The sequence below is a fragment of the Pseudothermotoga elfii DSM 9442 = NBRC 107921 genome (genome assembly GCF_000504085.1).
GTDB lineage: Bacteria > Thermotogota > Thermotogae > Thermotogales > DSM-5069 > Pseudothermotoga_B > Pseudothermotoga_B elfii.
This window is the reverse complement of the sequence record NC_022792.1, coordinates 567,954-590,852: the sequence shown is the minus strand read 5'-3', so window position 1 is coordinate 590,852 and position 22,899 is coordinate 567,954. Positions and strand designations below refer to the sequence as shown.

Below are 22,899 nucleotides of genomic sequence, written 5' to 3'. Positions count from 1 at the left end.
TAAAATGGAATTTTTGGGGAAAAAAATTGATAATTTATCGCTAAAAGACCATAACGGAAAAATAGAAAAACTTTATCATTTGCAAAAGAAGGTGCTCCTTTCTTTTCATCCGCTTGCATGGACATCTATCTGCAGCAAACAAATGCTTTCAATTGAAGAAAAATACGACGTTTTTGCCAAATTGAATGTTGCTCCCTTCGGAGTAAGTGTCGATCCACTTCCCAGCAAAAAAGCATGGGCGGAGTCTTTAAATATTAAAAAATTGCCCCTGATTACTGATTTCTGGCCACATGGCGAAATCGCAAAATCATTCGGTTTGTTTCGAGAAAAAGATGGCTTTTCAGAACGAGCCAATGTTATTCTGGATGAAAACAAGGTAGTAATCTTTTATAAAATCTATCCAATAGAAGAACTACCAGATATCGAAGAATTGATTGGTTTTCTTAAGAAATAATACATTTTACTTTTTACTAAACCATGATGGGAGGGATTCTAAAATCTCTCTCTCCGTTTCTTTCGCTTTTAGATGGAAAAAGAAGCGAGTGAATAGAAGTGGATTTGATATCCAAACGCAACTGGTGTTCGAACAATTTTTCATCAACCTCGAATCTTCCTTCTTTATTTTTCAGAGCTTTCGAGAGTATTTTTTTGTAAAGCGAACATACTGATACTACTGGCACTGATGCCTTCCTCTTTACTATGGACAGAAGTTTCCTGCCATTGTTTGTGAAGCCCAGAACTCTGAGATACTGTGGCCCCTTCTCATTGCACTGAACAATTAAATCCTGCTTTAACTCAAAGAGGGCATAAAGCGACAATCTTCTGATCTTGCTCATTGTGAAACGTTTTGCTTTAACACAATTGAAAAATTCTTCAAGATCACCAGTTTTCAAAGCACAATTTGAGAACCTCACATCAATACCTTCGCTAAAACCATACAGCATCTGAAGCTCTTTTTTAGAAGAAAGTCTGAGTTTTGCTAACAAAATCTCTTCAAGTTGCGATAAAGTAACTGGTCCTCGACCTTCGTTGAGCTCTCTGGAAATAATCTGAAGGCTGCTGTCTGGCACAGCACGACTGACGCCTGACCAGTCCCCTTTAAAAATCATATTTCTCACCGATGTGGCGCTTGGGAATTTACCTTTAAAAACTTTATCTTTTTCATCTGCTCCAACTCTTTTTATTAGTTGCACATTTATCTTGCTACCAAGTTCTTTCAGAGATCTCACATATTCCACGCCAAGTATATCATTGGACTTTTCTATTTTAAGCACTTCTCGAGGATTCATCTCCCCAGTTCGTTCAAAATATTTCATCAGTGCATATTTTCTTGCATTTGGGAATGAATAACCTTTTTTCAATTCTTCTTTCATAATTTCCGGAAAAGGATAGGGCTGATTTATCATAACATCAGCTATTTTGTTGAGAAAGCTGAGATTTCCTGATTCACTACCAAAAACCAGGTCTGTGACAACATTCATTTTTTCAAGTAACCAGACCGCACCTTTTGCAAATCCCCCGGCATCCTGCAGAGCATAGACAAAAGGCAACTCAAATACAACATCAACACCATTCTGAAGTGCTATCTCAGCTCTAGAAAACTTGTCAATTATAGCCGGCTCTCCCCTCTGACAAAAGCTGCCACTCATAACGGCAACTGTATAATCTGGTTTTACCAGTTCTTTCGCTTTTCGCAAATGATAAAGATGCCCGTTGTGAAATGGATTGTACTCAACAATAATTCCTAAAACTCTCAATGAGATACTCTCTCTCCCCTCAAAATACTCAAGCTGAGTACAAAATTAACTAATGTAAACAAAAGAAAACCTATCGACAGATACTGAACGGTTTTCACATCTCCATGCTCGCCAAGAAGTTCAACTCCTACCCAGGCAATTCCATGAACCACCATTCTGAAAAGCTGAACAAAAAATGAAAAACCATTTGCTATAACAGTAAATGAAAGAAATATCATATAATTATCCCTGTTAGCCTTTGCCAAGCTGTAATAACTGATACAGATACCAGAAGAAATTGTCAAAAGAACAACAAATAAAAACCACTTTGACGTATTTATCGTAAGATTTAACATTTCCTCGAGCATTGGTGAAAGATAGACTGCAACACCATATACTGAAAGCATCAGAAAACCTATAGAAGCACAAAAGATCCCCAGAAGCATGATCAGATAATTGGCTATTTTCATACTGAATACCACCTCATAATCTCGAAAGTATCTCAGCAGCTAATTTTCTACTTCCAAGTACTTCAGCGATCTCTTGTAAAGTGGCTGACCTGATATTTTTTACACTGCCAAAAGCTTCGATCAATTTTTTCTTTCTCTTCGGACCAATACCTGGAATTTCATCAAGAATCGAACTCAATGCACTCTTTCTTCGCAGTTTTCTATGGAAGCTATTTGCAAATCTGTGGGCCTCATCTCTAATACGCACAAGCGTCCTTAAAATAGGACTGTCAAACGGTAATATCAGTTCACCAAAACGTGTACAAACAATCTCATTCTGCTTTGCTAAACCCACAACGTCGCATTCTTTTCCGATCTCCATCAATGCCTCTACTACGGCATTAATTTGTCCAGTGCCACCATCTACAAAAATCATATCTGGCAATTCGTGCTTGGAATATCTTCTTTTGACAAGTTCTTTTAATGTCAAAAAATCGTCAATCCTGTCAGAATTAAATCTGTAATGCCTATATTCATTTTTACGTGGAAGGCCATCAAAGAAAACCACGACAGAAGCGACTGTTAATTTTCCATGCAAATGCGACACGTCAAAACCTTCTATTTTCATAGGATACCTGTTCAAATTAAGAACTTTTACCATCTTGTTCAAAAGATCTTTTCTCAAACCGCTTGTATAGGCCTGATTTTTAGCGTTTTCTCTGGCTTTATGCAGTAACTCTTCTTCTAATTTGTCTCTCGGTCTACCAAAATAGATTTCTGCATCAAAATTAATGTTTCTTTCAAGAATCACTGCTTCTGGTAACTCATTTTTACCAACCATATAATAATGAAATATAAAATCTTCTAATTTCGTTGAGTCCAACTCGTATGAAAGCTTTCCAACGACATGGCCTCCTCTGATTCTCAAAACAGCGTAACTATTTTTGAATCTTCCAATAACATCCAGATTTCTCCACTGCTCCAGAACAACACCCTGTCTTTGCATTACATTTTCAAACTTAACAAGAAGATCTCTATATTTTGCTGCATTTTCGAAATCCATCATTTTCGCGTGTTTTTTCATTTTTTCTTCTATCAGATCCAGTGTCTCAGATATGTCGCCATTTAGAACCCTCCTGAGTGGTTGTATAGATGAGTTTATATAGCTATCTGGTTCTAAATCACCTGTACATGGAGCAGCACATCGATGCATATAGAATTCCATGCATGGTTTTGTCGATTTGGACATATCTCTACGACAGGTTCTGAACTGATAAACCTGTTGAAGGCAGTCTATTAAATCTTTAACAAATTTCACATCTGTGTATGGTCCAAAATATTCACCGCCGGTAGATCTTATCCTTACTATCTGAACGGCTGGAAAAAGCTCCTTCGTTATCTCGATATAAGGATAGAATTCCGCATCCTTGAGCATTACGTTGTATTTCGGTTTATGATTGAAGATGAGATTTGCCTCCAGAAGAAGCGCCTCTCTTTCATTTGAAACTACTATATAATCCAGTTCTTCTGCTTCATTCACGATTGCCTGAATTTTTTTACTGTATTTTCCATTCGATCGGTTAAAATAAGAAAGCAGCCTGTTGCGGAGTCGCTTAGCTTTACCAACATATATATATTCTTTGTTTTTGCCATAAAAAATATACACTCCCGGCAAAAGCGGTGCAAGTTTCGCCTTGTGGAGAAGATCCACCTGATTACCTCCCAACAGTATTTTATCCCATCATTTCATTATTTCGCAAAGGCAAATATATACTGAAAATCTTGATTTTTCAGATAAAAGTGGTATTATTGAGAATGAATCTCAATAAGGGGGTGAAAAGGTGTCTTTATCAGAAGTCCCTGTTGGATTTTTCGCAACGATTAAATCTGTACATAACTCCCCCGCCGGCGCAAGACTGATTTCGCTTGGATTTATTCCCGGGGCTTCAGTAAAGGTCGTAAGAGCTGCTCCTCTTGGTGATCCTCGTGTTTATAACATAATGGATAAACTCATAACACTGAGAAATGACGATGCAAACTTGATAGAAGTGCTATTACAGGATAATCTTATTAACCTTTCCAATGCTCCGAGGGGCATTTACAGTGTAGTAAATGTAATAGGTGGAAGATTTTTCAAAGATAAGATGGCGCAGATAGGTGTAGAAAATGGTTCAATTGTTGAAGTTATAAAACCTTTTCTTATTAAAACGAATAAAGGGACTTTCCAGGTTGGTCGTGGGATGTCAGGCAGGATTATCCTCAGGAGGATTGAAGAATGAGCTTGAGAGTAGCTTTATGTGGCAATCCAAATGTTGGAAAAACGAGTCTATTCAATGCTTTGACTGGATTAAGGCAATATACAGCCAACTGGGCAGGTGTGACTGTAGACATCAAAGAGGGAATCAGAAATTGGAAAGGCATGCAGATTACATTTACTGATCTTCCCGGCACATACAGTTTATCGTCTTTCAGTTTGGATGAGAAAATTGCAAGAGATTACCTTCTCTACAACACCCCGGATATTTTACTTGTTGTCGCGGATTCCCTTTCTTTAAAGCAGGGGCTGTATCTTTTCCTTGAAGCAGCAGAATTAGATGTTAAAATTATTCTCGTTGTAAATGCTATAGATGAAGCAAAAAAAAGTGGGATTCACATTGACAGGTCAGAGTTATCAAAACATCTTGGCGTTCCCGTTATTTTGACAAGTGCTGTAACTGGCGAAGGAATCAACGAGCTTTTGGACAGCATAGTGAAAGTCGCGGCAGATCAGAAAAAAACAGTCAGGTTCGCCCTCAAAAAAGAGATAGAAGATGAAATAGAGGAAATAGAATCAAGTATCCAAAGCAAACCTGAGCTACGAACTTTTCCGGTCAGGTGGCTTTCAATCAAATATCTCGAAGGAGATCCAGATACAATAAAATTGATTGGTGAAATATCATCAAAAGCTGGCGCATTGAGAGAAGAAATTGCTCGGGAAAAATATAAGCATATAGATTTGATCTTAAAAGAAGTGATGAACTTTTCTCAACAAAAGTTCAGTATAAGTGAGGCGCTTGATCATGTATTAACACACAAATACACAGGTATACCCGTTTTTTTAGCTCTTATGTATATTACATTTACCTTCTCTTTCGAGATCGTTCAACCACTTTCCGATTTGATAGAAAATGCGTTTAATCTGATAGCAGATACTCTAAGGCATACGATAGGTAACAGACTTGTAGCCTCACTCTTGGCAGATGGTATTATATCAGGTATCGGCTCGGTTCTGGTGTTTATACCAAATATTTTTGGTTTGTTTCTAATTCTTGGTATAATGGAAGATTCAGGATACCTCCCCAGAGCTGCTTTCGTAGTGGATAGGATCATGTACAAATTGAAACTCTCAGGTAGATCTTTTATGTCTTTTTTACTTGGTTTCGGGTGCACTGTACCGGCAATCATGTCAACACGTGGTATATCTGACTCAAGAGAAAGAACAATCGCTGTTTTGTCAGTTCCCTTTATATCCTGCAGTGCAAGGCTACCAGTATATCTTTTAATCGCCAGTATTTTTTTTGACAAAAATAAAGGATTGATAGTTTTTATTGTGTATCTTTTGAGCATAGCTGTGACACTTATAAGTTCTGTGCTGCTTAACAAGATTCTTTTCAAAGGTCAACCGGGATTCCTTATTCTCGAACTTCCCAGATATCGAATGCCAAAGTTCAAAAATCTTGCCCTGTACGTATGGATCAGAGGAAAGCATTTTCTAATAAAAGCCGGTACCATAATTTTTGTAGCATCGGTCCTGCTGTGGATACTCTCGTATTTTCCATCGATGAATCCATCAGAATCCTTTGCTTCGTATATAGGAAAATTCCTTGAAACCATTCTCAGGCCACTTGGATTTGACTGGAGAATAAGTACATCATTAATTTTCGGCGTGGCAGCGAAAGAAGTTATTGTTTCAGCTTTTGGAATGTTTTTTGGTCATGAAGGATCATTCAGGATTGCTCTGGCAAATTCTATAGATTCAGTAACGGCATTCTCTCTGCTTATCTTCATAATGGCATATATACCATGTTTCGCCACACTTGGCTCGATATCAAGCGAACTCGGTAAGAAATACGCTCTTATCTCAGTAATTTACAGTTTTTCAATTGCCTATCTTCTGGCGTATATTGTTAGATTAATTGGAGGAATCTTTCTGTGAAGAAAATCATTCTGATTCTTGAGTTTATAGCCGCATTGATAAATTTTGCATTTCTTATAAAAATTGACCCCATGTTCTCAATCTGCGTACTCATTTTTTCATCCGTTCTCCTATTCGGAGTTTCTGAAAAAGATTCTGATAAAATAAACGCACATTTAATGGTCGGTGGGGGATTGCTTTTTTTGCTTTCAATTTTCTCGATATTGTACAGCATATCAAAACTTGAATTGCCTGAACCATCGTATTACCTAACGATCATTATGGGATTATGCGGTTTATTGCAGGCAATTTTCTACAGAAAAAGATTTAAATGATTAGCGTGAACAATTTGAACAAAATCGCTGAAAATACTGCGGCAAGTGGAACTGTAAAAAGCCACGAAAGCACGATATTTTTCAACACCCCGACGTTGACAACCTCAATGCCGCGGGCCATTCCAACACCTACCACAGACCCGACAACAATGTGTGTTGTCGAAACAGGGAACCCAAGGACCGAAGCCATTAAGACGGTAGAAGCTGTAGAGAAATCTATACAAAAGCCACGCGTATTGGTCAGAGGGGTTATATCACTGCCAATGGTTTTCATAACTCTATATCCAAGAAATAGAACGCCCATAGAAATTCCAAGGCCTCCAAGGAAAAGTATCCAGATTGGTGTATGTATTTGTGAAGAGACCATCCCTGTCTTAATAACAGAATAAACGACTACCACAGGGCCAACCGCATTTGCAACATCGTTAGCACCGTGCGAAAAACTCACATAACAGCTTGTCATAACTTGAAGTCGTCTGAACATGTTCTCGACGAAATCATAAGGATCCGCGTTGTGTTTTTGAGAATTTCTTTTGAGAAGAAAATAACCTGCGATCATAGCCAGTGCAGAAACGGAAAAAGAGAAAACGAAGCTTTTTCCATAACCAATTTTCACAGTCTTAACTGCAAACAGGTACACAATTATGAAAAATGTGACCCAGATTATTATAGGCCCGGTTTTTTTGGCGGCTCGAACAGGATTATCTCTACGAAGCACTAAAAGTGATATTAATTTGAATACTCCGTAAGCAAGCAGTCCTCCAAGCAGAGGAGAAATCACCCAGCTCATCGCAATGGATACCATCTTTGCCCAGTGTATTGCATTCCATCCACCAGCAGCTATTCCAAAACCAGCCATTCCGCCAACAATGGAATGCGTTGTTGAAACAGGCATACCCCAGAAAGTTGCCGCCAGAACCCAAACAGATGATGAGATAAGAGCCGCAAGAGCACCTATCATCAGAGTATTTGGATCATTCACAATATCTACCTTGACAATTCCCTTCGTTATTGTGGAGGTCACGTGAGATCCAAATAAAACTGCTCCCAAGAATTCCAAAACAGACGCTATCAAAACAGCCTGTTTCGGAGTAATTGCTTTTGCTCCCACTGCCGTTGCCATAGAATTAGCAACATCATTTGCTCCTATGGCAAATGCCATAGCAACGCCCGTTCCAAACGCAATTAATGTAACCATCGTCCAGTCCTCCTTAGATCAAATATGTGTTATCATTCGTACTCTCTCTGCCACATTTTCAGCGTGATCAGCAATTCTTGTAAGCAATCTGATTAACTTTTCAAGATAGTAGATATCTACAGGATGGATAGCATTTTTCAGGGAGAAAATCTTCTTTCCAGCTATCAAAGATAATTTGTCGGTGTTAGACTCATTTGATTCCACTCTCGTAGCTGTCCTGTCTTCTTCCAGAGCAACAGATGGAGCAAAAGAAGATTCTACTAATAAAAGCAGATCAGAAACAGATTTCACCATTCCTTCAACAGCATCACTACAGCTTTCAGCAAGTTCGATCATGATATTTTGAATTTCGGCAATAACAGGTTTCTCCACCTTATTCAACATCAAAGCTTTAAGAAAATCATCTACTGCATCAATTACACCATCTTCTTCATGCAGTATTGTCAATATATCCACCCTGTCAAAATAAACAAATTTGAGTTTTGTATAACTCTCCCTGATAAGAATTTTTATTTCATCTGCCTTGTCTTCGAGTACATCAACTTCTTCGCTCATCTTTTCAACCGGCAAATCTTCGAAATAGTTTTTCAAAGCGGGTACTATGAATTGCGAAACTTTTTTTGTTAAAAGGGCGTGTTCATAAAGCAATCTAAGTGGAGATTGTTTTGGAAACATCTTATCTATAAACCTTGTCATACCTGTCTCCTCCCCAATTTAAGGATAAAAAACCACCGTTATGACTGAAATAATTAGTATAGGTATTAAAATTTTTCCAAGCACCTTGATAAAATCAACCTTGAAATAGTTTGCTGTCAAAACAAGACACAGATGAACTGGTGAGAGCAAAACACCTGTGACGGAAAAAACATATGTCACTAAACCGAGACGATAACCACCCATACTCATTACTATTGGTAGTGAAATTCCAAGAGCGGCATGGGTCAGCCCTGTTGACATGCCGGTTATAAGAGGCAGTAGTATAGCTATCAACAACACGTTGAACCCGATTTTTGAAAGTTCCTCACTCATTTTCTGTCCTATTTGTAAATCAATCATAGAATGCTTATAAAGGAAAACGATTATCAATATGAAAATAATATCAAGTTTTCTAACTGCCCTCTTGAAGGCTTCTAAGATATATTTGTTACGTATTGATGCATAAAATACGGTGGCAATTGTCAGTGCGACCCACCCTTCTAACTTGAACAACAAGATCATTAACCCTGTTGAAAGAATCACAGCTATAGGCCATAATTTTTTCCATTCACTCAATTCTAAGTTTTTCAACTTTGGAAAATTGAATCCATTGAAAAAAACCCATCCTGATAAGAACGCAACAAGAAACAGGGGAAACAATCTTAGAGAAACAACTCCTATCGGCATATTTATTAAACTGGCCAGCAAATACATGGCAGGATAGACTGGCCAAAAAAACTCAAGACAGTGCCTGAACCAATAATTCACAGTTGTTTTTTCAAGCTTACTCATGTCAGAACCTATCTGGTCAATCATCGGAGCGGTAAACATCGCACCAGCTGGCATAGGCATCAAGCCTACAATGGCTGGTATAAAAACCGATGCACCCCGTGAACCCTCAAAGAGTTTCTGCACGGATTGTGAGAATCCATCAGAATCTCTCGAAACACTCATCAACTCCCCAAGAAAATATATCAAAAAAATACTTGGTATTAATGTTAAAAAAGACCCATCACTCAGTGAAGCACCTAACAATTTGATCATATGAAAGAAGATCTGCCTATTGAACAAAGCAAAGACCATGAAACCTGATATCATAGATATTATGAGGATTTTTGTGAATCTTTGAAGTAAGATTATAGTAAAAAGCGATATCATAACAGAAGCGGTTACCAAATTCAGACCCCCTCAATTTAGCGCTGGGAATATTTTACAAGCGAAGGAGGTAAAAACGTATGATCAAGATAAAAAAAGTTCGTGAAGAAAACGATAAATTTCTTGCCTTTGCTGAGAAAAGTCCGTTTTACCCCGATGGAAAAGGCGGTCAGCTTGGAGATAGAGGAAAAATAGATACAGCATTGGTTCTGGGTGTTGAAGAAAGGGAAGGATTAATATGTCACATTCTTGATGCACCTGTTGAACCTGGTGAACACACCTTTGAAATCGATTATCTAAGACGTAAAGATATAGCTATTCAGCATTCTGCACAGCACATCCTCTCGGCATCTTTTCTCAGAGTAGCAGATATTCAGACTTTAAGCTTTCACATGGGAGAAGAATTCTCAACAATTGATCTGGATGTTCCTCAGATTACAGAGGTGGTTCTTCAGGAAGTGGAAGAAATGGCAAATGAGATTGTGAGGAGTTGTATAAAAGTAGAGATAGTCGAGACAAATATAGAATCTGCAAGGAATTTAAATCTCAGAAAATCTCTGAGTGAAAAAGTTGGTGAGATTGTTCGAGTTGTCAAAATCGGGGATTTCGATTTATCAGCGTGTGCAGGTTTTCATGTTTCAAACACTGGTGAAATCGGTATTATTAAAATTGTTTCATGGGAAAAAGTCAAAAAAACTTTGACAAGAGTATATTTTTTAGCTGGTAACAGAGCTTTGAGAGATTATTCAATTAGAGTTTCTGTGTTAAGAGAGCTTTCAACACTTTTAACAAGCTCTGTTGGCGAAATGCCTGCGCGCACTCGGATCCTGCTTGAGAAAGTTAAGGACCAGGCAGCGTTAATAAATCGCATATCTGAAGAATATGCAAAATATCTATCGAAAGATCTCGAAACGCACAAAATAAAAGGAATAAATGTCTCAGTCTATAATGGCTTTGACGATGTTGCCAGGTTTTTGCCAAAATATTTTCAGGGTGATTTACTGATCTGTAAAACGTCAGACGGATATCAGTTCAGCTCAGAAAAAATAGACTGTTCAAAATTGATAGCTTTTTTGAGGGAAAAAACTCAAGGAGCTGGTGGCGGTGGAACCAAAAAAGGTTCATTGAAGACATCTGCACCAATAAACAAAATTTTCTCATTGATTGATAACTATTTAGGGGTGATATAAATGAAACTTTCTTTTGCGAAACTTCCCACGCCTGTTGAGTTTTTGTCAAGATTGAGTAAACAGTATGGAAGAAATATATATGTGAAAAGAGATGACATGACCGAATTTATTTCAAGCGGAAATAAAATAAGAAAACTTGAGTTTCTTCTTGCCGATGCATTGAGAAAAAACTGCGATGTGGTGTTTACGTGTGGAGGAATTCAATCAAATCACGCCCGTGCTACAGCCCACATGGCTGTTAAACTTGGATTAAAACCCGTTTTATTTCTGAGAGAGAATCCACCAGATCTTCTGGATAACAAAATGCAATCAGTTTTCAAAACAGACGAGGCAATGCACAGCAATGGCAACTTCCTGCTATGCAAATTGCTTGGAGCAGAAATAGTTATTGTCAATTCAAAAGACTATGCAAGAATTGAAGAAGTGTATGAAGAATACAAGAAACACTACGAGAAAAAATCGCACAGAGTTTACACAATACCAGTTGGTGGTTCAAATTCACTTGGAGCAATGGGATATCTCCTTGCTGCATCAGAGATGGCTTCGCAAATCGATTTAAATGAAGTAGATGCTGTGTATTGTGCAGTGGGTAGTGGTGGAACTTACGCAGGTTTACTGTCTGGGTTCAGATATATGGGATATAAAACCAAAGTGATCGGCATTAATGTGACAAAGACCAGCAGGGAAGAATTTACAAATACTGTTTTTGAAATAATAAAAGGCATGAAGCAGTACGGCATCGATACATGCGTTGATAGAGAAGAAATAAAAATAATTGATGATTTCAGTGGACCAGCTTACGCCATTCCATCAGAATCAGATATCAAATGTATAAAATATGTTGCTTGTAAAGAAGGTATAATACTTGATCCTGTGTACACAGCCAAGGCATTCAGAGGCATGCTGGAGATTTCCAAGGAAAATCAGACTGTTTTATTTATTCACACAGGAGGGATCTTTGGGCTCTTTGCTCAGGCAGCAAAATTTACTGAAGCATGAAAAATTAGTAAATAGAAACTGCTCTTGACAGAAGAAAAAAATCTATTTTTTGCATATCCAGTTCTGCCAGCAAAACTACATCACCCTGCAGTGTATCGCTCTTTACTATGTACCCATCCTGGGATCTCGTTATTGGTACAGGGGCTGTTACACAGGCTCTTCCTTTGATTTCTTTCCCAAAAACTATACCACTCATAAGAGACCACAAGCCGTAAAAACCAACCATTTGAGAATGAACCCACATGGAAAACCTGTCGTCCCATTCATTGAAATCCACCACACCGCATCCAGTGGTCGCTATTATCCTGACTCCATCTTTAATGTATCTTTCCAGCTTCTCACTATTAACTATATCTCGCTTGGGCAGTACTGCAATTTTATAATTTGAAGTGCTGAAAACGTTTTTCTGTTTGACACCACAGTGATAAACAAATTGTCCAACTGTTGTTCCAAAAACAACAGTACATTGCCACTTATTCGAAAGCTCTGCCATGATTTTCTCACATGCATAACTCGTTATCGAAGAGCACGATTTAATCAATTTAACGGTGCGCCGGCCTTTTAAATAAAAGAAAGCGGGAAATGTACCAAATATAATTGTGTCCAATAGATTTGGAAAGACAATTATCTGTGGAGAGAAATTTCTCATTTTTTCCAGGTATTGATTTATCAACTCTACGAAATTACCTATTCCAGACACCGGAGAATAATTCATCTGTATGACAGCTACTCTCACGACATTTCCAGACGTCATCTTTTGCAGTGGCTCTTCTAAAAACTTCGAATAATATCTCAACTTTGTATCGTTAAGCAAAAAACGTAAGAAAAATCGAACCAGGTTCACCAAAAATCAGCCCTCAGCGAAACTTCGGATACGGAACATCACTCCATCGTCAGTTTCAAACATATTCGCTTCTACCACGCATGTGGTTGTCGAATCAAAAATTATTCCTGATCTATCTTCTCCCTGACTTGGCACACACAGCTGATGATGTAAATTTCCCTTATAATTTGCAATTAAAACAACTGGTATATTGAACTCGCGGCTGGACCCCCAGCAAATAGTTTTGGTCAAAAATAAATCATCATAGCTTTCCAGATACTTAAAAACCACAGCAAGCAAGGCTTCATGGGTTTTTGCACTTTTGAATACCTTCCACGATAGATCTTTATCAGAACAAATTACGGCTATCTTACCGTAAATTGTGTCAAGATAATCAAGTCCGCTGCCGTAATGTATATCTTCAGAATTAGCAAGTATATACATATAGCCTCTATCGCTACCGATGAGATAGGCAAGAGCTCCAGCAACTGGCTCTTCAATCCATGATATCACCAGATCTATAAGAGGAAATTCCTTCAGGACAATCTGTCTCCCAAGAAGAAGCTTCACGCAGTCACCTCTAACTGAATTATAACATAAAAGGGAGGCATTTGCCTCCCTCTGGCGGGGACGACGGGACTTGAACCCGCGGCCACCGGTGTGACAGACCGGCATGCTAACCAAGCTGCACCACGTCCCCAACACCAATTTATTTTGACAGAAAATCGGTAGAAAGTCAAGTACCTTATCAGATTTCTCTTCAGTAAAATGGCCGTAAAAACTCTAATACAACCACATATTTCACTCTGTTTGAACAGTTTATTTGCTCTCAAAACATCGAGAAATCGTTCTCTAAAAGATTTAATTTCAATTTTTCTGATTTACCGTTCCGTATATTATATTATGGAAACACTGGCGTGCGCACGAAACTTCAACAGGGATAAATCTAATCTCCATCTGCAGCCATTTTCTGGCAATACATTTATTCAAACTATCAACGAAAGATTGATTTAATGGCATTTTTTCACGATTTTTAGAGCCTGAACAGATGAATAAGCCTTTCTTAAGGTCTGTTTCCTATCAAAGTGCTTAAACATCACAAACAGCGAGCACCTGAGATAAAAAGGTATTTGATCACCTCTGAGCCCTTCTGGATAACCAGAACCATTCATGTGCTCCTGATGACGCCTGATAATCTGAGCAATTTTTTTCAGTTCGAGAAACCTTTCAACAATTTGAGCCCTTATCACTGAATGAATTTTCATGACTTCAAATCCTTCATTTGAAAATTTTTCTTCTTTACCTTCCGTAGAGAAAGCCCATTCTTTTGAAGGTGAGATGAAAGACAGGTGTCCTTTTAAGCGTTATATATGATGCAAAGCTGGCGCAAAATACTGAATAACCGAAGCTGATAAATACTTAAGAGACAAGAAAACGCCGGAAAGCCCAAACACGTATTGAAGCTTCCAGAAATTTTTTTGATAATGCTTCAAACATATCATTTCAGTGAAAATAACACTCAGATCCTTCGCTATATATTTGCGATTCGAGGATATTCCGGGAAAGTTGCTTTATTTAAGTAGCTCTCGATCTACCATCTACTATTCACAAATCCAAGTAGCAAAAGAGCACAAGAAAAGGCGCAATAACTTTCTCAAGTGGTATCACTCAAGGCTATTTATTTTTCGAAACAAAATACTCTATTGACCTATTCCAACTTTTTTCATCTTCGTCAGAAAAATAACACGCCGGTAATTCACCATGAGACCGATGGTAAGAAAGACATTCACAGCAAATTCCTTTTCGGGGGCAGCCGGGATAAGAACAATTGCACTTTTTGAGGTTTCTTTCCTTGTTTACGCAATTCACAGGTATTCCTCCTATTCGGGCTTCATGAACATCTTGGAAGAAAATATCAACCCTATTATGCCACAGGCAAAGAAAACGGAGTTTACTATCAAGTAAAATGCAAAACTCATCTGCTGAGCATTGGCTGCAAATCTCAAAAGATCTGCCGCATATTTCACAGGAGAGATGTGAGCAATCCAGCGAATGTACGGCGGCATAAATCTTACGGGAAAATAAATACCAGAAAAAAACACCATGATCACATTCATGACAGAAGCGGCATTTGAAGCAGCATTTGGATTTTTCAAAAGGACAACGATTAAGATTCCTATTGCCATCATGCCAAGGGTAACAAAAACAATCGAAGGTACTAAGAAAAACCAGTTAAATTGTATGTTGCTTCTAAAAATTAATTTGGATATGAAGAGGATCATAGCGAGCGATATAAAGCTCATAACAAGCCTTACAAACGAGATGCTCACCAGTATATTCATAGGATCAGCACCTGTTGTCATAAGGCGTTTGAGAACATTCTGCTTTTTATACCTACCAAAAACTGTTACCATCGAAAACATGCCGTTGGAGAACAAAGATAATGCGATAACCCCCATCATCATGTAATCGAATTCCGATACATCTATTCCAGTCTGGCTAATCTGAGATACATTTACCGCAAGATATTGTTTTGCAGAATTCAGAGCTTTCTCAACTATGGGAACAAGAGATGATTGCAAAATTTTCATATCTCCGAGGATAGATACTTCACTCCGGCTATAGTAAAGTATTACATTTTCATCTTTAACAACTACCCCGAGTGGAATTTTTCCGTTTTTGATATCTGTGAGTAATTGTTCTGTATCACTGTATGATTTCAATTCCCAGTTCTCAAGCTTTTCAAGTTCTGAGTAATAAATCTCTCTGTCAAAAAAAACTCCCAAAGTTTTATTTGATGGAGATGTATCTGAAAACATGAACCCAAATATTACAAGAAAGACTATTGGAAAAAGAACAGAAAAAAATAACTCAACAGAATTTCTCAAAGATTCCAAGATATATGCTTTAAGAAAGCTGCTAAATTGTCTACTCATATCCCATCACCTTCTTGAAATTTACCATAAAAATAAGCATGGAGATGGCAAACCAAATACCCGGGAGTACCCACAGATCAAAGGCAGAGAAAGAGTAGAAATTATACCCGAGAGAAACCCTGAGATCTTCAACCAGATATGTGGTTGGCAGCATTCTGGCGATCACTTTCAAGAACTCAGGCATATTATAATTCAAAACAGGAAAATAAAAGCTACCAAGGAACATCAAAATCTGGTAAGATATCTGAGAAATAACCATCGCAGTCGAAATTTTTTTGCAGAATGATGCTATCATTATCCCCAAACCCGAACAGACTATCATTGCATAAAACAATTTAACCAGAAATTCCCCACTTAAACAATTATGGCTTACACCGTAAATAAAGATGCCCATCGAATAAACCACCACACATGAGATAATCATCATCGAGACAAGACTCAAACTTAATGAAGTGAAGTAATCGAGCACACCAACCGGAGTAGTGTGCAATTTTTTGTTTATTCCCTCATATCTATTGTAAATAAGCGTCAACGGTAAGTTAAACACAGCTATAGAAAGAACAGACATCAGCAGTATGCCGGGGAAAATATATGTAGCATAATGAAATTCATTTTCGGTTTCTTTTTCAACAGCCACAGTTTTTGCCTCAACTGAGACATATTCTGCAGATTGATTTTTCATCTGCCTGGATATGCTCAAATCTACTTGCTGAAAGATCATACTTAATATCTGCGCAGCTGTTGAAGATTCATAGTAATTCGAAAGTGTATACAGATCAATCTTTGCCGGCGCATCGGAAAATAACACAGCCCGCATTAGTTTGACGTTAAAACCTTCAGGGATGCGCAGAATCAAATCCACCTTTTTGCTTTTCAACGCTTTTTCTGCCTCTTCAAAAGATTGGAAATACGCCACCTGAAAAGGATCGGGCCGAATCTGATCGAGCACTCTTTCAAGAATTTTTCCAAATCCGGCAAGCTGTTCTTCTTCAACAATTGCCAAGCTGAACGTTGTTGAGTAGCTTTCCGTTGAAACACCTGAAAATATCGAAACGAGTATAAAAAAAAGAATTCCAGGGAAAATTATTGGCCAAAAAAATCCATTAAATTCGCGTATTTCATTGAAAAAGAGAAATTTAGAAAGCTTCAGTATTCGCATCGCGGTCCACCTCAATCTCTGAGGTACCGGCCTGTCAGATGCAGGAAAACATCCTCAAGATTTGGCCTTCTAATTGTTATGTTATCGATTTGAAATCCCATTTGCTTTACTCTGTTCAACAACACCTGAATAGTTTCTTCGACATCATTTGTGGCTAATGCCGCCCTCTGTTCTTCTAAAATCTCCATTCCATCAATTTCTTTTCTCAATTCTGCTATTTTCTCCGCATCATCTACAGTAAACTCAATATAACTATCCATATTCAAAGATTCAACCAGTTGCCAAACAGTACCTGAGGCAATTATTTTTCCGTGATCCATTATTAAAACTCTGTCAGCGAGTCTTTCTGCTTCCTCCATATAATGGGTTGTCAGCAGAATTGTTTTTCCCTGTTTTTTGAGTGTTTCTATAATTTGCCAAACATATCTGCGCGCCTGTGGATCGAGGCCTGTCGTTGGTTCATCAAGGAATATAATCTCAGGTTCATTAACGAGAGCCGTTATAAGCGCCAATCTTTGGAGCTGTCCACCGGAAAGATTTTTCACCCGGCTTTTAGCTTTCTCACCAAGTGAAACGAGCTCCACAAGATTTTTAAGTGTTTTTTTATCAACTTTCATATCATAGAGACCGGCAAAAAGTTCCACAGTTTCCTGAACCGTGAGATATTCGAAAAAAGCTGTTTTTTGGAGCTGGACCCCTATTCGCTTTTTTATCTCTTTATCTATATGATCAACTTTTCTGTCAAAGTAGTAAATTTCTCCGCTATCTTTTTTTCTGAGGCCTTCGAGTATCTCAATAGTCGTCGTCTTGCCAGCACCATTGGGCCCAAGCAGAGCAACCACTTCACCCTGGTTCACATCAAAACTTATATCATCAACAGCTTTAACCGCTCCGTAGTATTTTTTGAGATTTTTGACAATTATCGCTTTCATCCCATCCCCCCTTATGGTAGTATATTAGCAGGGTGGTCTAATGAGAAAGAGTGCTTTTGATTATTTGTTGCAGGGTGTTTACCTTGTATCAACACGTTGTGAAAATCAACTGGCAGGCTTAACGGCCGCCTGGGTTATGCAATCTTCTTTCAAACCAGCAATGATAGCTGTTTCTCTTGGTCCTGATAGAAGAACCGCAGAATTAATAGAAAAAAGCGGAAAATTTTCAATTCAGGTACTTGATAATTCTCAAAAAGATATCGCTAAAATATTTGGTTATCAATCGAGCAGAGATATCAACAAATTTTCCATAGTTGATTGGTTTGAGAGTGAAAAGCTCAAGCTCCCAATCGTTAATGGAATCCTGGCTTATTTCGAATGCGAACTGTCTGGAAAACTTTCATCGGGAGATCACGTGATCTACAATGCCACTGTTTTAAACCATAAAGTTTTGAAAAATGGAGAACCAATGATTTTCTCCATGCGAGACTGGTTTTAAGGAGAGATCACAATGTTCATTCAGATAACCAGAGGTGTATTTGTGAACAAAGATAGAGTCAAAGCAGTAATGCCGCTGAACAGTGTAATGGCAAAGCAGATGAGAGAAGCAGCAAATTTTTCGAACAAGACACTTAACCTTACTTATGGTGCACAGGCAAGAACTGTCGTGATTACAGATAGTGGCCATGTTTTTCTGCTTGGTGAAAAAGTAAACAAGGTTAGGCAGAAGCTTCTTAAAAAGAAAGAGCAGGATCAGCAGTCACATTGAGTGAGGCATAACTTTCATTTTTCATAAGATCTATTGCTGCTCTTGCAACCATTGCAGCATTATCGGTACACAAGTTTTTAGGAGGAATGTATATCTGAAGATCATTTTCCTTTGCCCAGAAGGTTATTTTTTCCCTGAGTCTTGAGTTTGCTGCAACGCCCCCCACAACCACAACTTTTTTCATACCTGTCATTCTAACAGCCATGGCTGTTTTTTCGATAAGAACATCTACTACTGCTTCCTGAAAGGAAGCTGCTATATCAGGCTTGCAAATTTTCTCATTTTCTTTTAATGTATACAAAACCGATGTTTTTACCCCCGAGAAGCTGAAATTCAAGTTGCCTTCCTCCAACATTGCTCTCGGAAATCGATATTTATAAGGGTTTCCCGTTAAAGAGAGCTGTTCTATCGCCGGACCACCGGGATATCCAATTTCAAGAAGCCTTGCCACCTTATCGAAGGCCTCTCCTGCAGCATCATCAAGTGTTCTTCCAAGCAAAACAGGGTTAATTGAAGAGTTCTCAAACATGAGAAGTTCCGTATGCCCACCAGAAACAAGCAATGCCAAATAGGGCGGCTCAAGCTCAGAAAAAGCCAGTTTTGCAGCAAAAACATGAGCCAGCAGGTGATTAACACCGATCAGCGGTTTTTCCAAGGCTATCGCTACACCTTTGGCAAAAGAGATTCCAACAAGTAAGCTTCCTGCAAGACCTGGTCCAGTTGTAACAGCTATTGCGTCAATTTGGGAAAGTGAAATATCTGCCTGCTGAATAGCCTTTTCAAAAACGAGTGGCAGGTTTTTCAAATGGTGTCTTGCTGCAACTTCTGGCACGACACCACCAAAAACAGCATGAATATCTATCTGGGATGAAATAATATTCGAAAGTATCTGATTATCTTTCAAAATAGAAACTGATGTCTCGTCACACGAGGTTTCAATCGCGAGAATTGATGGCACTAAGCTATCTCCCTCATAACTATTCTTGGTTTTTCCTTTCCTTCAACAGATTCTCTTGTCACAACCACTTTCTCGACATTTTTTGTCGAAGGTATCTCGAACATCACATCTATCATTACTTCTTCGAAAACACCTTTTAATGCACGTGCCCCTGTTCCTTTCGTAAGTGCTTTTCTGGCAATAGCGTAAAGTGCATCTTTTGTTATCTCCAGCTCTATATTGTCAAGCTGAAATAATTTTTTGTATTGTTTTACAATGGCATTTTTAGGCTCATTCAAAATTCTTACCAGATCTTCCTCAGTAAGATCATCAAGTGTGGCTATCACCGGGAAACGTCCAACAAACTCTGGAATCATCCCATATTGAACAAGATCATCAGGTACCACGTGAGAAAGAATTTCACCAAGCCTCATACGCTTTTTGCTCTTTATATCCGCCCCGAATCCCATTGAAGAGTCTTGTATGCGCCTTTTCACGATTTCTTCAAGTCCATCAAAAGCTCCACCAACTATAAATAATATATTAGAAGTATCGACTTTTATGAACTCCTGATAAGGATGTTTCCTCCCCCCCTGCGGTGGTACGTTTGCAACTGTTCCCTCAACAATTTTTAAAAGTGCCTGCTGAACACCCTCGCCCGAGACATCTCTTGTTATAGATGGGTTGGGAGATTTCCTCGCAATTTTGTCAATTTCGTCTATGTAGACGATCCCATACTGTGTTCTCTCCACATCAAAATGCGCCACTTCAAGCAGTCTCAATATGACATTTTCCACATCTTCGCCTACGTAACCGGCTTCTGTTAAAGGTGTCGCGTCTGCAATAGCGAAAGGAACATCAAGGATTTTTGCCAGAACTCTTGCTATCAGAGTTTTTCCACTTCCAGTTGGACCAATTAACATGATGTTGGATTTCTCTATTTCAACATCATCATTATCACTCTCGTAAAATACTCTTTTATAATGATTATAAACAGCAACTGAAATTACACGTTTCGCCTTTTCCTGACCTATAACATATTTATCTAACTCGGCTTTTATCTCAGCCGGTTTTGGCAACTCGCGCCTCTTTTCTCTTTTAACCCTTTTGTCGGTGACTAATAAATCATGGAAAAGCTCAACACATTCGTCGCATATATATGCATTGGGCCCAGCTATTAATTTATTCACTTGATTTGCAGATCTTCCACAAAAAGAACAGAATTTTTCTGCCAATTGTCTCCCTCCAAAACAAATGTAACATATAAGAACCCTGTAGATGTTAATAAAATTTCACAGAAAGATTAGCAAAACAAATTTAAAGCTCGGATAAATACTTGGATAAAAACAGCTGTTTTTCCCAGTAACCATCGAGATTTCCTTCCTGTGCAAACCTGCTCAATTCCCTTCTCACCCACTCTGGGAGAACAGCATGGCCAGATGACTCTAACTCTGTCCCTGGTAAGGGCATAAATGTGTGGGCATGAATTTTGCAACCCATCTTAACTAATTTTTTTATGAGATCAAATGTTTTTGCCAGGTCATCCTCGTTTTCAAATGGAAATCCAAAAATAATATCAACGCGTGGAACAAACCCATTATTTAAAACAATCTCGGCTGATCTGACGACATGCTCAACTGTGTGGAATCTTTTTATCAATCTTAAAACTCTGTCGCTACCACTCTGTGCACCTAAGATTATATATCTGTTGTTGACATATTTCTTTATTGTTTTCAACACTTCATCAGTGACAAACTCGGGTCGAACATCTGATGGAAAACTGCCGAAATAAATCTCTTTCATTCCTACTTTTTTCAGATTATACAGCAAGTTGTCTATCGCCTCAACGTTAACTTTCATCCCATCTGAACCATATCCAAACGCATTTGGTGTAATGAATCTTGCAATGTATCTTGATTTATTTATACCACTTTTGCAATGGTGAACAATCGACTCAACACTTCTATGCCTTGGTTTTTTGCCACCTATTAGTGAAACCTCACAATAAGCGCATCCAAATGGGCAACCTCTGGTTATCTCAATAGGCATAAACAGATCCAAATCGCTACAAAATGGAGGATATTCATCTATATTAATCCTTTTAACAAGTCCATCAAAAACAGTGCTCCTTTCGCCTTTGAGAAAGAGCAGTATATTTTCCTCTCCATCACCCTTAAAGACATGATCGAACCCCATTCTGATGACATCTTCTGGTTTTGCAGTTGCATGAGGGCCGCCCGCTATCAAAGCGTATCCCTTTTTCTTCAAAATATTTACCTCTTGAGATACCCAATCAACGTCAAAACTCATGAACGAATAAGCAACAACAGCAGGTGGAGAAATGTTCATTATTTCATTTAGGCTGCCAACAAATGCCATCTCAATTGATGGAAATTTGTCGTGAATCGCTGCGATAAGGGGTATCAAGCTGTATCTGTTGTGTTTGTGAAATCTAAAAATTATCTTCAAGTTTCGCCCTCCATGAGACGAAATACGAAATCTATGAAAACATGGATAGCAATCAGGCGGTATTCTGAGGATTTAACTTCACGATCCAGGTATTGAAGTTGCCTTAATATAATCCTCAATTTTTCAAAACTATAAATCTTAACGTGGTTTATGGAAGATGGCTGATTTTTAAAGGAAAAACCGAGAAATTTAGCCGATTTTACAACGGGTATATTCAGTTTTTGAGATATATTCTTTATATACATCCAAGAATAACTATCACGTTTTTCAACAGCAGAAAGTATCCTGTACAAATCGACAAAGTGTTTGCTAAGGACATTTACTAAAGCAACGATTTCGGTATAAAAAGACATATCATGAAGCAAGTAATGAGCATGCCTGTTTAATGTAGAAACTGCAAAACAAAACTCTTCCATCTGAATTTTTGAATAATTGCATACTGCCAGAGACACTATATCTGGAGTAACCTTTTCACCAATACATGCAAGTTTTTCCGTTTCTCTTTCTATGAGAAGATCATCAGCTCCGACAAAATCAAAGAATTTCTCTACTCCTTCATAATTATATTCCAAAGAGCTCTTTTCGAACCTTTTGCTTATATACTCAATCCATTTTTCCTTTTCCCAAGGTTTGGGAAGAGAGAAATCAATCACATCTGTTTTTCTGGAAGTAGAAAATGTTCTAAGCACAGCTAAGAAATTGCTCGATGAAAGTTGTTGAAGCAATTCTTTTTGATCAACCTTCTTCCATTCGTCAAAATCCACCACATCTATTAGAAAATCCTTAGAGAACAATCCCATTTGAGAAACAAGCTCTGGTATTCTTTTAGATTCTTCAAGAGAAATTTTAATTTTCTTCAGCATCTTTTTCCTGCAAAGTGCTTCCACATATTCATCTTTTAGAACTCGAGCATCTCCACTCAAAAAAATAACTGCCAAATTC

The 22,899-nt window shown here is 38.2% G+C and carries 25 protein-coding genes and 1 tRNA gene; 8 read left to right on the top strand and 18 right to left on the bottom strand.

What is annotated here, in order from left to right; all coding sequences use genetic code 11:
• Positions 1–4 precede the first annotated feature (4 nt).
• The gene (locus TEL01S_RS02820) at positions 5–454 is read left to right on the top strand and encodes a redoxin domain-containing protein (protein WP_012002615.1); all 450 of its coding nucleotides are present in this window, start codon (positions 5–7) and stop codon (positions 452–454) included.
• Positions 455–470: 16 nt separating this feature from the next.
• Here TEL01S_RS02820 and TEL01S_RS02815 read toward each other — a convergent pair whose 3' ends face one another.
• Genes TEL01S_RS02815 through uvrC form a run of 3 tightly spaced genes read right to left on the bottom strand, consistent with a single transcriptional unit; the run spans position 471 to position 3,896 of the window.
• Positions 471–1,757: a nucleotidyltransferase gene (locus TEL01S_RS02815; protein WP_012002614.1), complete on the bottom strand. Its 1,287-nt coding sequence runs from the start codon at positions 1,755–1,757 to the stop codon at positions 471–473.
• Positions 1,754–2,206, bottom strand: coding sequence for a hypothetical protein (locus tag TEL01S_RS02810; protein ID WP_012002613.1), 453 nt, complete (start codon positions 2,204–2,206; stop codon positions 1,754–1,756). Before TEL01S_RS02810 ends, TEL01S_RS02815 begins: the two co-directional genes overlap by 4 nt.
• Before the next feature lie 13 nt (positions 2,207–2,219).
• Positions 2,220–3,896, bottom strand: a complete 1,677-nt coding sequence (uvrC, locus tag TEL01S_RS02805; RefSeq protein ID WP_012002612.1) for an excinuclease ABC subunit UvrC — start codon at positions 3,894–3,896, stop codon at positions 2,220–2,222.
• Between the two features lie 130 nt (positions 3,897–4,026).
• Between uvrC and TEL01S_RS02800 the strand changes: the two genes are divergently transcribed.
• The 3 genes from TEL01S_RS02800 to TEL01S_RS02790 are packed head-to-tail and all read left to right on the top strand — an operon-like array spanning position 4,027 to position 6,694.
• Entirely contained in the window at positions 4,027–4,464 is a 438-nt protein-coding gene (locus tag TEL01S_RS02800) for a FeoA family protein (RefSeq protein ID WP_012002611.1), read from the top strand.
• Positions 4,461–6,380: a ferrous iron transport protein B gene (gene feoB, locus TEL01S_RS02795; protein ID WP_012002610.1), complete on the top strand. Its 1,920-nt coding sequence runs from the start codon at positions 4,461–4,463 to the stop codon at positions 6,378–6,380. Before TEL01S_RS02800 ends, feoB begins: the two co-directional genes overlap by 4 nt.
• Positions 6,377–6,694 (top strand): hypothetical protein, encoded by a 318-nt coding sequence (locus TEL01S_RS02790; RefSeq protein WP_012002609.1) that lies wholly within the window; start codon positions 6,377–6,379, stop codon positions 6,692–6,694. The genes feoB and TEL01S_RS02790 overlap by 4 nt, the downstream gene beginning before the upstream one ends.
• On the opposite strand, the gene TEL01S_RS02785 is transcribed toward TEL01S_RS02790, so the two are convergent.
• The 3 genes from TEL01S_RS02785 to TEL01S_RS02775 are packed head-to-tail and all read right to left on the bottom strand — an operon-like array spanning position 6,687 to position 9,764.
• Entirely contained in the window at positions 6,687–7,892 is a 1,206-nt protein-coding gene (locus TEL01S_RS02785; RefSeq protein WP_012002608.1) for an inorganic phosphate transporter, read from the bottom strand. The two genes, TEL01S_RS02790 and TEL01S_RS02785, sit on opposite strands and share 8 nt — an antisense overlap.
• Before the next feature lie 18 nt (positions 7,893–7,910).
• Positions 7,911–8,588, bottom strand: coding sequence for a DUF47 domain-containing protein (locus TEL01S_RS02780; protein ID WP_012002607.1), 678 nt, complete (start codon positions 8,586–8,588; stop codon positions 7,911–7,913).
• Between the two features lie 18 nt (positions 8,589–8,606).
• A complete protein-coding gene (locus TEL01S_RS02775) occupies positions 8,607–9,764 on the bottom strand; it encodes a DUF401 family protein (protein WP_012002606.1) in 1,158 nt (385 codons plus the stop codon).
• Positions 9,765–9,823: 59 nt separating this feature from the next.
• Between TEL01S_RS02775 and TEL01S_RS02770 the strand changes: the two genes are divergently transcribed.
• Positions 9,824–10,933, top strand: a complete 1,110-nt coding sequence (locus TEL01S_RS02770; protein ID WP_028843388.1) for an alanyl-tRNA editing protein — start codon at positions 9,824–9,826, stop codon at positions 10,931–10,933.
• Positions 10,934–11,932, top strand: coding sequence for a D-cysteine desulfhydrase family protein (locus tag TEL01S_RS02765; protein WP_012002604.1), 999 nt, complete (start codon positions 10,934–10,936; stop codon positions 11,930–11,932).
• A gap of 4 nt (positions 11,933–11,936) precedes the next feature.
• On the opposite strand, the gene TEL01S_RS02760 is transcribed toward TEL01S_RS02765, so the two are convergent.
• From TEL01S_RS02760 to TEL01S_RS02730, 8 genes are all read right to left on the bottom strand, one after another.
• Positions 11,937–12,779: a hypothetical protein gene (locus TEL01S_RS02760; protein ID WP_028843389.1), complete on the bottom strand. Its 843-nt coding sequence runs from the start codon at positions 12,777–12,779 to the stop codon at positions 11,937–11,939.
• A 3-nt stretch (positions 12,780–12,782) separates the two neighbouring features.
• Complete coding sequence (locus TEL01S_RS02755; protein WP_012002602.1) at positions 12,783–13,325, bottom strand: hypothetical protein; 543 nt, start codon at positions 13,323–13,325, stop codon at positions 12,783–12,785.
• A 52-nt stretch (positions 13,326–13,377) separates the two neighbouring features.
• A tRNA-Asp gene (locus tag TEL01S_RS02750) sits at positions 13,378–13,455 on the bottom strand.
• A gap of 310 nt (positions 13,456–13,765) precedes the next feature.
• Entirely contained in the window at positions 13,766–14,095 is a 330-nt protein-coding gene (locus TEL01S_RS02745) for an HD-GYP domain-containing protein (RefSeq protein WP_228369043.1), read from the bottom strand.
• Positions 14,096–14,429: 334 nt separating this feature from the next.
• A complete protein-coding gene (locus tag TEL01S_RS11140) occupies positions 14,430–14,624 on the bottom strand; it encodes a DUF6485 family protein (protein ID WP_012002601.1) in 195 nt (64 codons plus the stop codon).
• A gap of 11 nt (positions 14,625–14,635) precedes the next feature.
• Positions 14,636–15,691, bottom strand: coding sequence for an ABC transporter permease (locus TEL01S_RS02740; protein ID WP_012002600.1), 1,056 nt, complete (start codon positions 15,689–15,691; stop codon positions 14,636–14,638).
• A complete protein-coding gene (locus TEL01S_RS02735; protein ID WP_012002599.1) occupies positions 15,684–16,850 on the bottom strand; it encodes an ABC transporter permease in 1,167 nt (388 codons plus the stop codon). The genes TEL01S_RS02740 and TEL01S_RS02735 overlap by 8 nt, the downstream gene beginning before the upstream one ends.
• A gap of 11 nt (positions 16,851–16,861) precedes the next feature.
• On the bottom strand, positions 16,862–17,782 hold the full coding sequence (locus TEL01S_RS02730; RefSeq protein ID WP_012002598.1) for an ABC transporter ATP-binding protein: 921 nt from the start codon (positions 17,780–17,782) through the stop codon (positions 16,862–16,864).
• A gap of 40 nt (positions 17,783–17,822) precedes the next feature.
• On the opposite strand from TEL01S_RS02730, the gene TEL01S_RS02725 reads away from it, so the two are divergent.
• Together TEL01S_RS02725 and TEL01S_RS02720 are read left to right on the top strand one after the other, a co-directional pair.
• On the top strand, positions 17,823–18,281 hold the full coding sequence (locus TEL01S_RS02725) for a flavin reductase family protein (RefSeq protein ID WP_051366158.1): 459 nt from the start codon (positions 17,823–17,825) through the stop codon (positions 18,279–18,281).
• A 12-nt stretch (positions 18,282–18,293) separates the two neighbouring features.
• Entirely contained in the window at positions 18,294–18,551 is a 258-nt protein-coding gene (locus TEL01S_RS02720) for a DUF370 domain-containing protein (protein WP_038051216.1), read from the top strand.
• Here the strand turns inward: TEL01S_RS02720 and tsaD are convergent.
• The 4 genes from tsaD to TEL01S_RS02700 all read right to left on the bottom strand — a co-directional run bounded on the left by tsaD (position 18,517) and on the right by TEL01S_RS02700 (position 22,895).
• Positions 18,517–19,509, bottom strand: a complete 993-nt coding sequence (gene tsaD / locus TEL01S_RS02715; RefSeq protein ID WP_012002595.1) for a tRNA (adenosine(37)-N6)-threonylcarbamoyltransferase complex transferase subunit TsaD — start codon at positions 19,507–19,509, stop codon at positions 18,517–18,519. The two genes, TEL01S_RS02720 and tsaD, sit on opposite strands and share 35 nt — an antisense overlap.
• Complete coding sequence (clpX, locus tag TEL01S_RS02710) at positions 19,509–20,723, bottom strand: ATP-dependent Clp protease ATP-binding subunit ClpX (RefSeq protein ID WP_012002594.1); 1,215 nt, start codon at positions 20,721–20,723, stop codon at positions 19,509–19,511. Before clpX ends, tsaD begins: the two co-directional genes overlap by 1 nt.
• A gap of 82 nt (positions 20,724–20,805) precedes the next feature.
• Positions 20,806–21,957, bottom strand: a complete 1,152-nt coding sequence (locus TEL01S_RS02705; RefSeq protein WP_012002593.1) for a TIGR04013 family B12-binding domain/radical SAM domain-containing protein — start codon at positions 21,955–21,957, stop codon at positions 20,806–20,808.
• Positions 21,954–22,895, bottom strand: a complete 942-nt coding sequence (locus TEL01S_RS02700) for a DNA polymerase III subunit delta (RefSeq protein WP_012002592.1) — start codon at positions 22,893–22,895, stop codon at positions 21,954–21,956. The genes TEL01S_RS02705 and TEL01S_RS02700 overlap by 4 nt, the downstream gene beginning before the upstream one ends.
• Positions 22,896–22,899: the final 4 nt, after the last annotated feature.

Bases quoted from the DNA above. Each gene is read 5' to 3' on its own strand.
- TEL01S_RS02820 (WP_012002615.1), top strand. From the start codon at position 5: ATGGAATTTTTGGGGAAAAAAATTGATAATTTATCGCTAAAAGACCAT.
- TEL01S_RS02810 (WP_012002613.1), bottom strand. From the start codon at position 2,206: ATGAAAATAGCCAATTATCTGATCATGCTTCTGGGGATCTTTTGTGCT.
- feoB (WP_012002610.1), top strand. From the start codon at position 4,461: ATGAGCTTGAGAGTAGCTTTATGTGGCAATCCAAATGTTGGAAAAACG.
- TEL01S_RS02785 (WP_012002608.1), bottom strand. From the start codon at position 7,892: ATGGTTACATTAATTGCGTTTGGAACGGGCGTTGCTATGGCATTTGCC.
- TEL01S_RS02780 (WP_012002607.1), bottom strand. From the start codon at position 8,588: ATGACAAGGTTTATAGATAAGATGTTTCCAAAACAATCTCCACTTAGA.
- TEL01S_RS02770 (WP_028843388.1), top strand. From the start codon at position 9,824: ATGATCAAGATAAAAAAAGTTCGTGAAGAAAACGATAAATTTCTTGCC.
- TEL01S_RS02765 (WP_012002604.1), top strand. From the start codon at position 10,934: ATGAAACTTTCTTTTGCGAAACTTCCCACGCCTGTTGAGTTTTTGTCA.
- TEL01S_RS02740 (WP_012002600.1), bottom strand. From the start codon at position 15,691: ATGAGTAGACAATTTAGCAGCTTTCTTAAAGCATATATCTTGGAATCT.
- TEL01S_RS02735 (WP_012002599.1), bottom strand. From the start codon at position 16,850: ATGCGAATACTGAAGCTTTCTAAATTTCTCTTTTTCAATGAAATACGC.
- TEL01S_RS02730 (WP_012002598.1), bottom strand. From the start codon at position 17,782: ATGAAAGCGATAATTGTCAAAAATCTCAAAAAATACTACGGAGCGGTT.
- TEL01S_RS02725 (WP_051366158.1), top strand. From the start codon at position 17,823: ATGAGAAAGAGTGCTTTTGATTATTTGTTGCAGGGTGTTTACCTTGTA.
- TEL01S_RS02720 (WP_038051216.1), top strand. From the start codon at position 18,294: ATGTTCATTCAGATAACCAGAGGTGTATTTGTGAACAAAGATAGAGTC.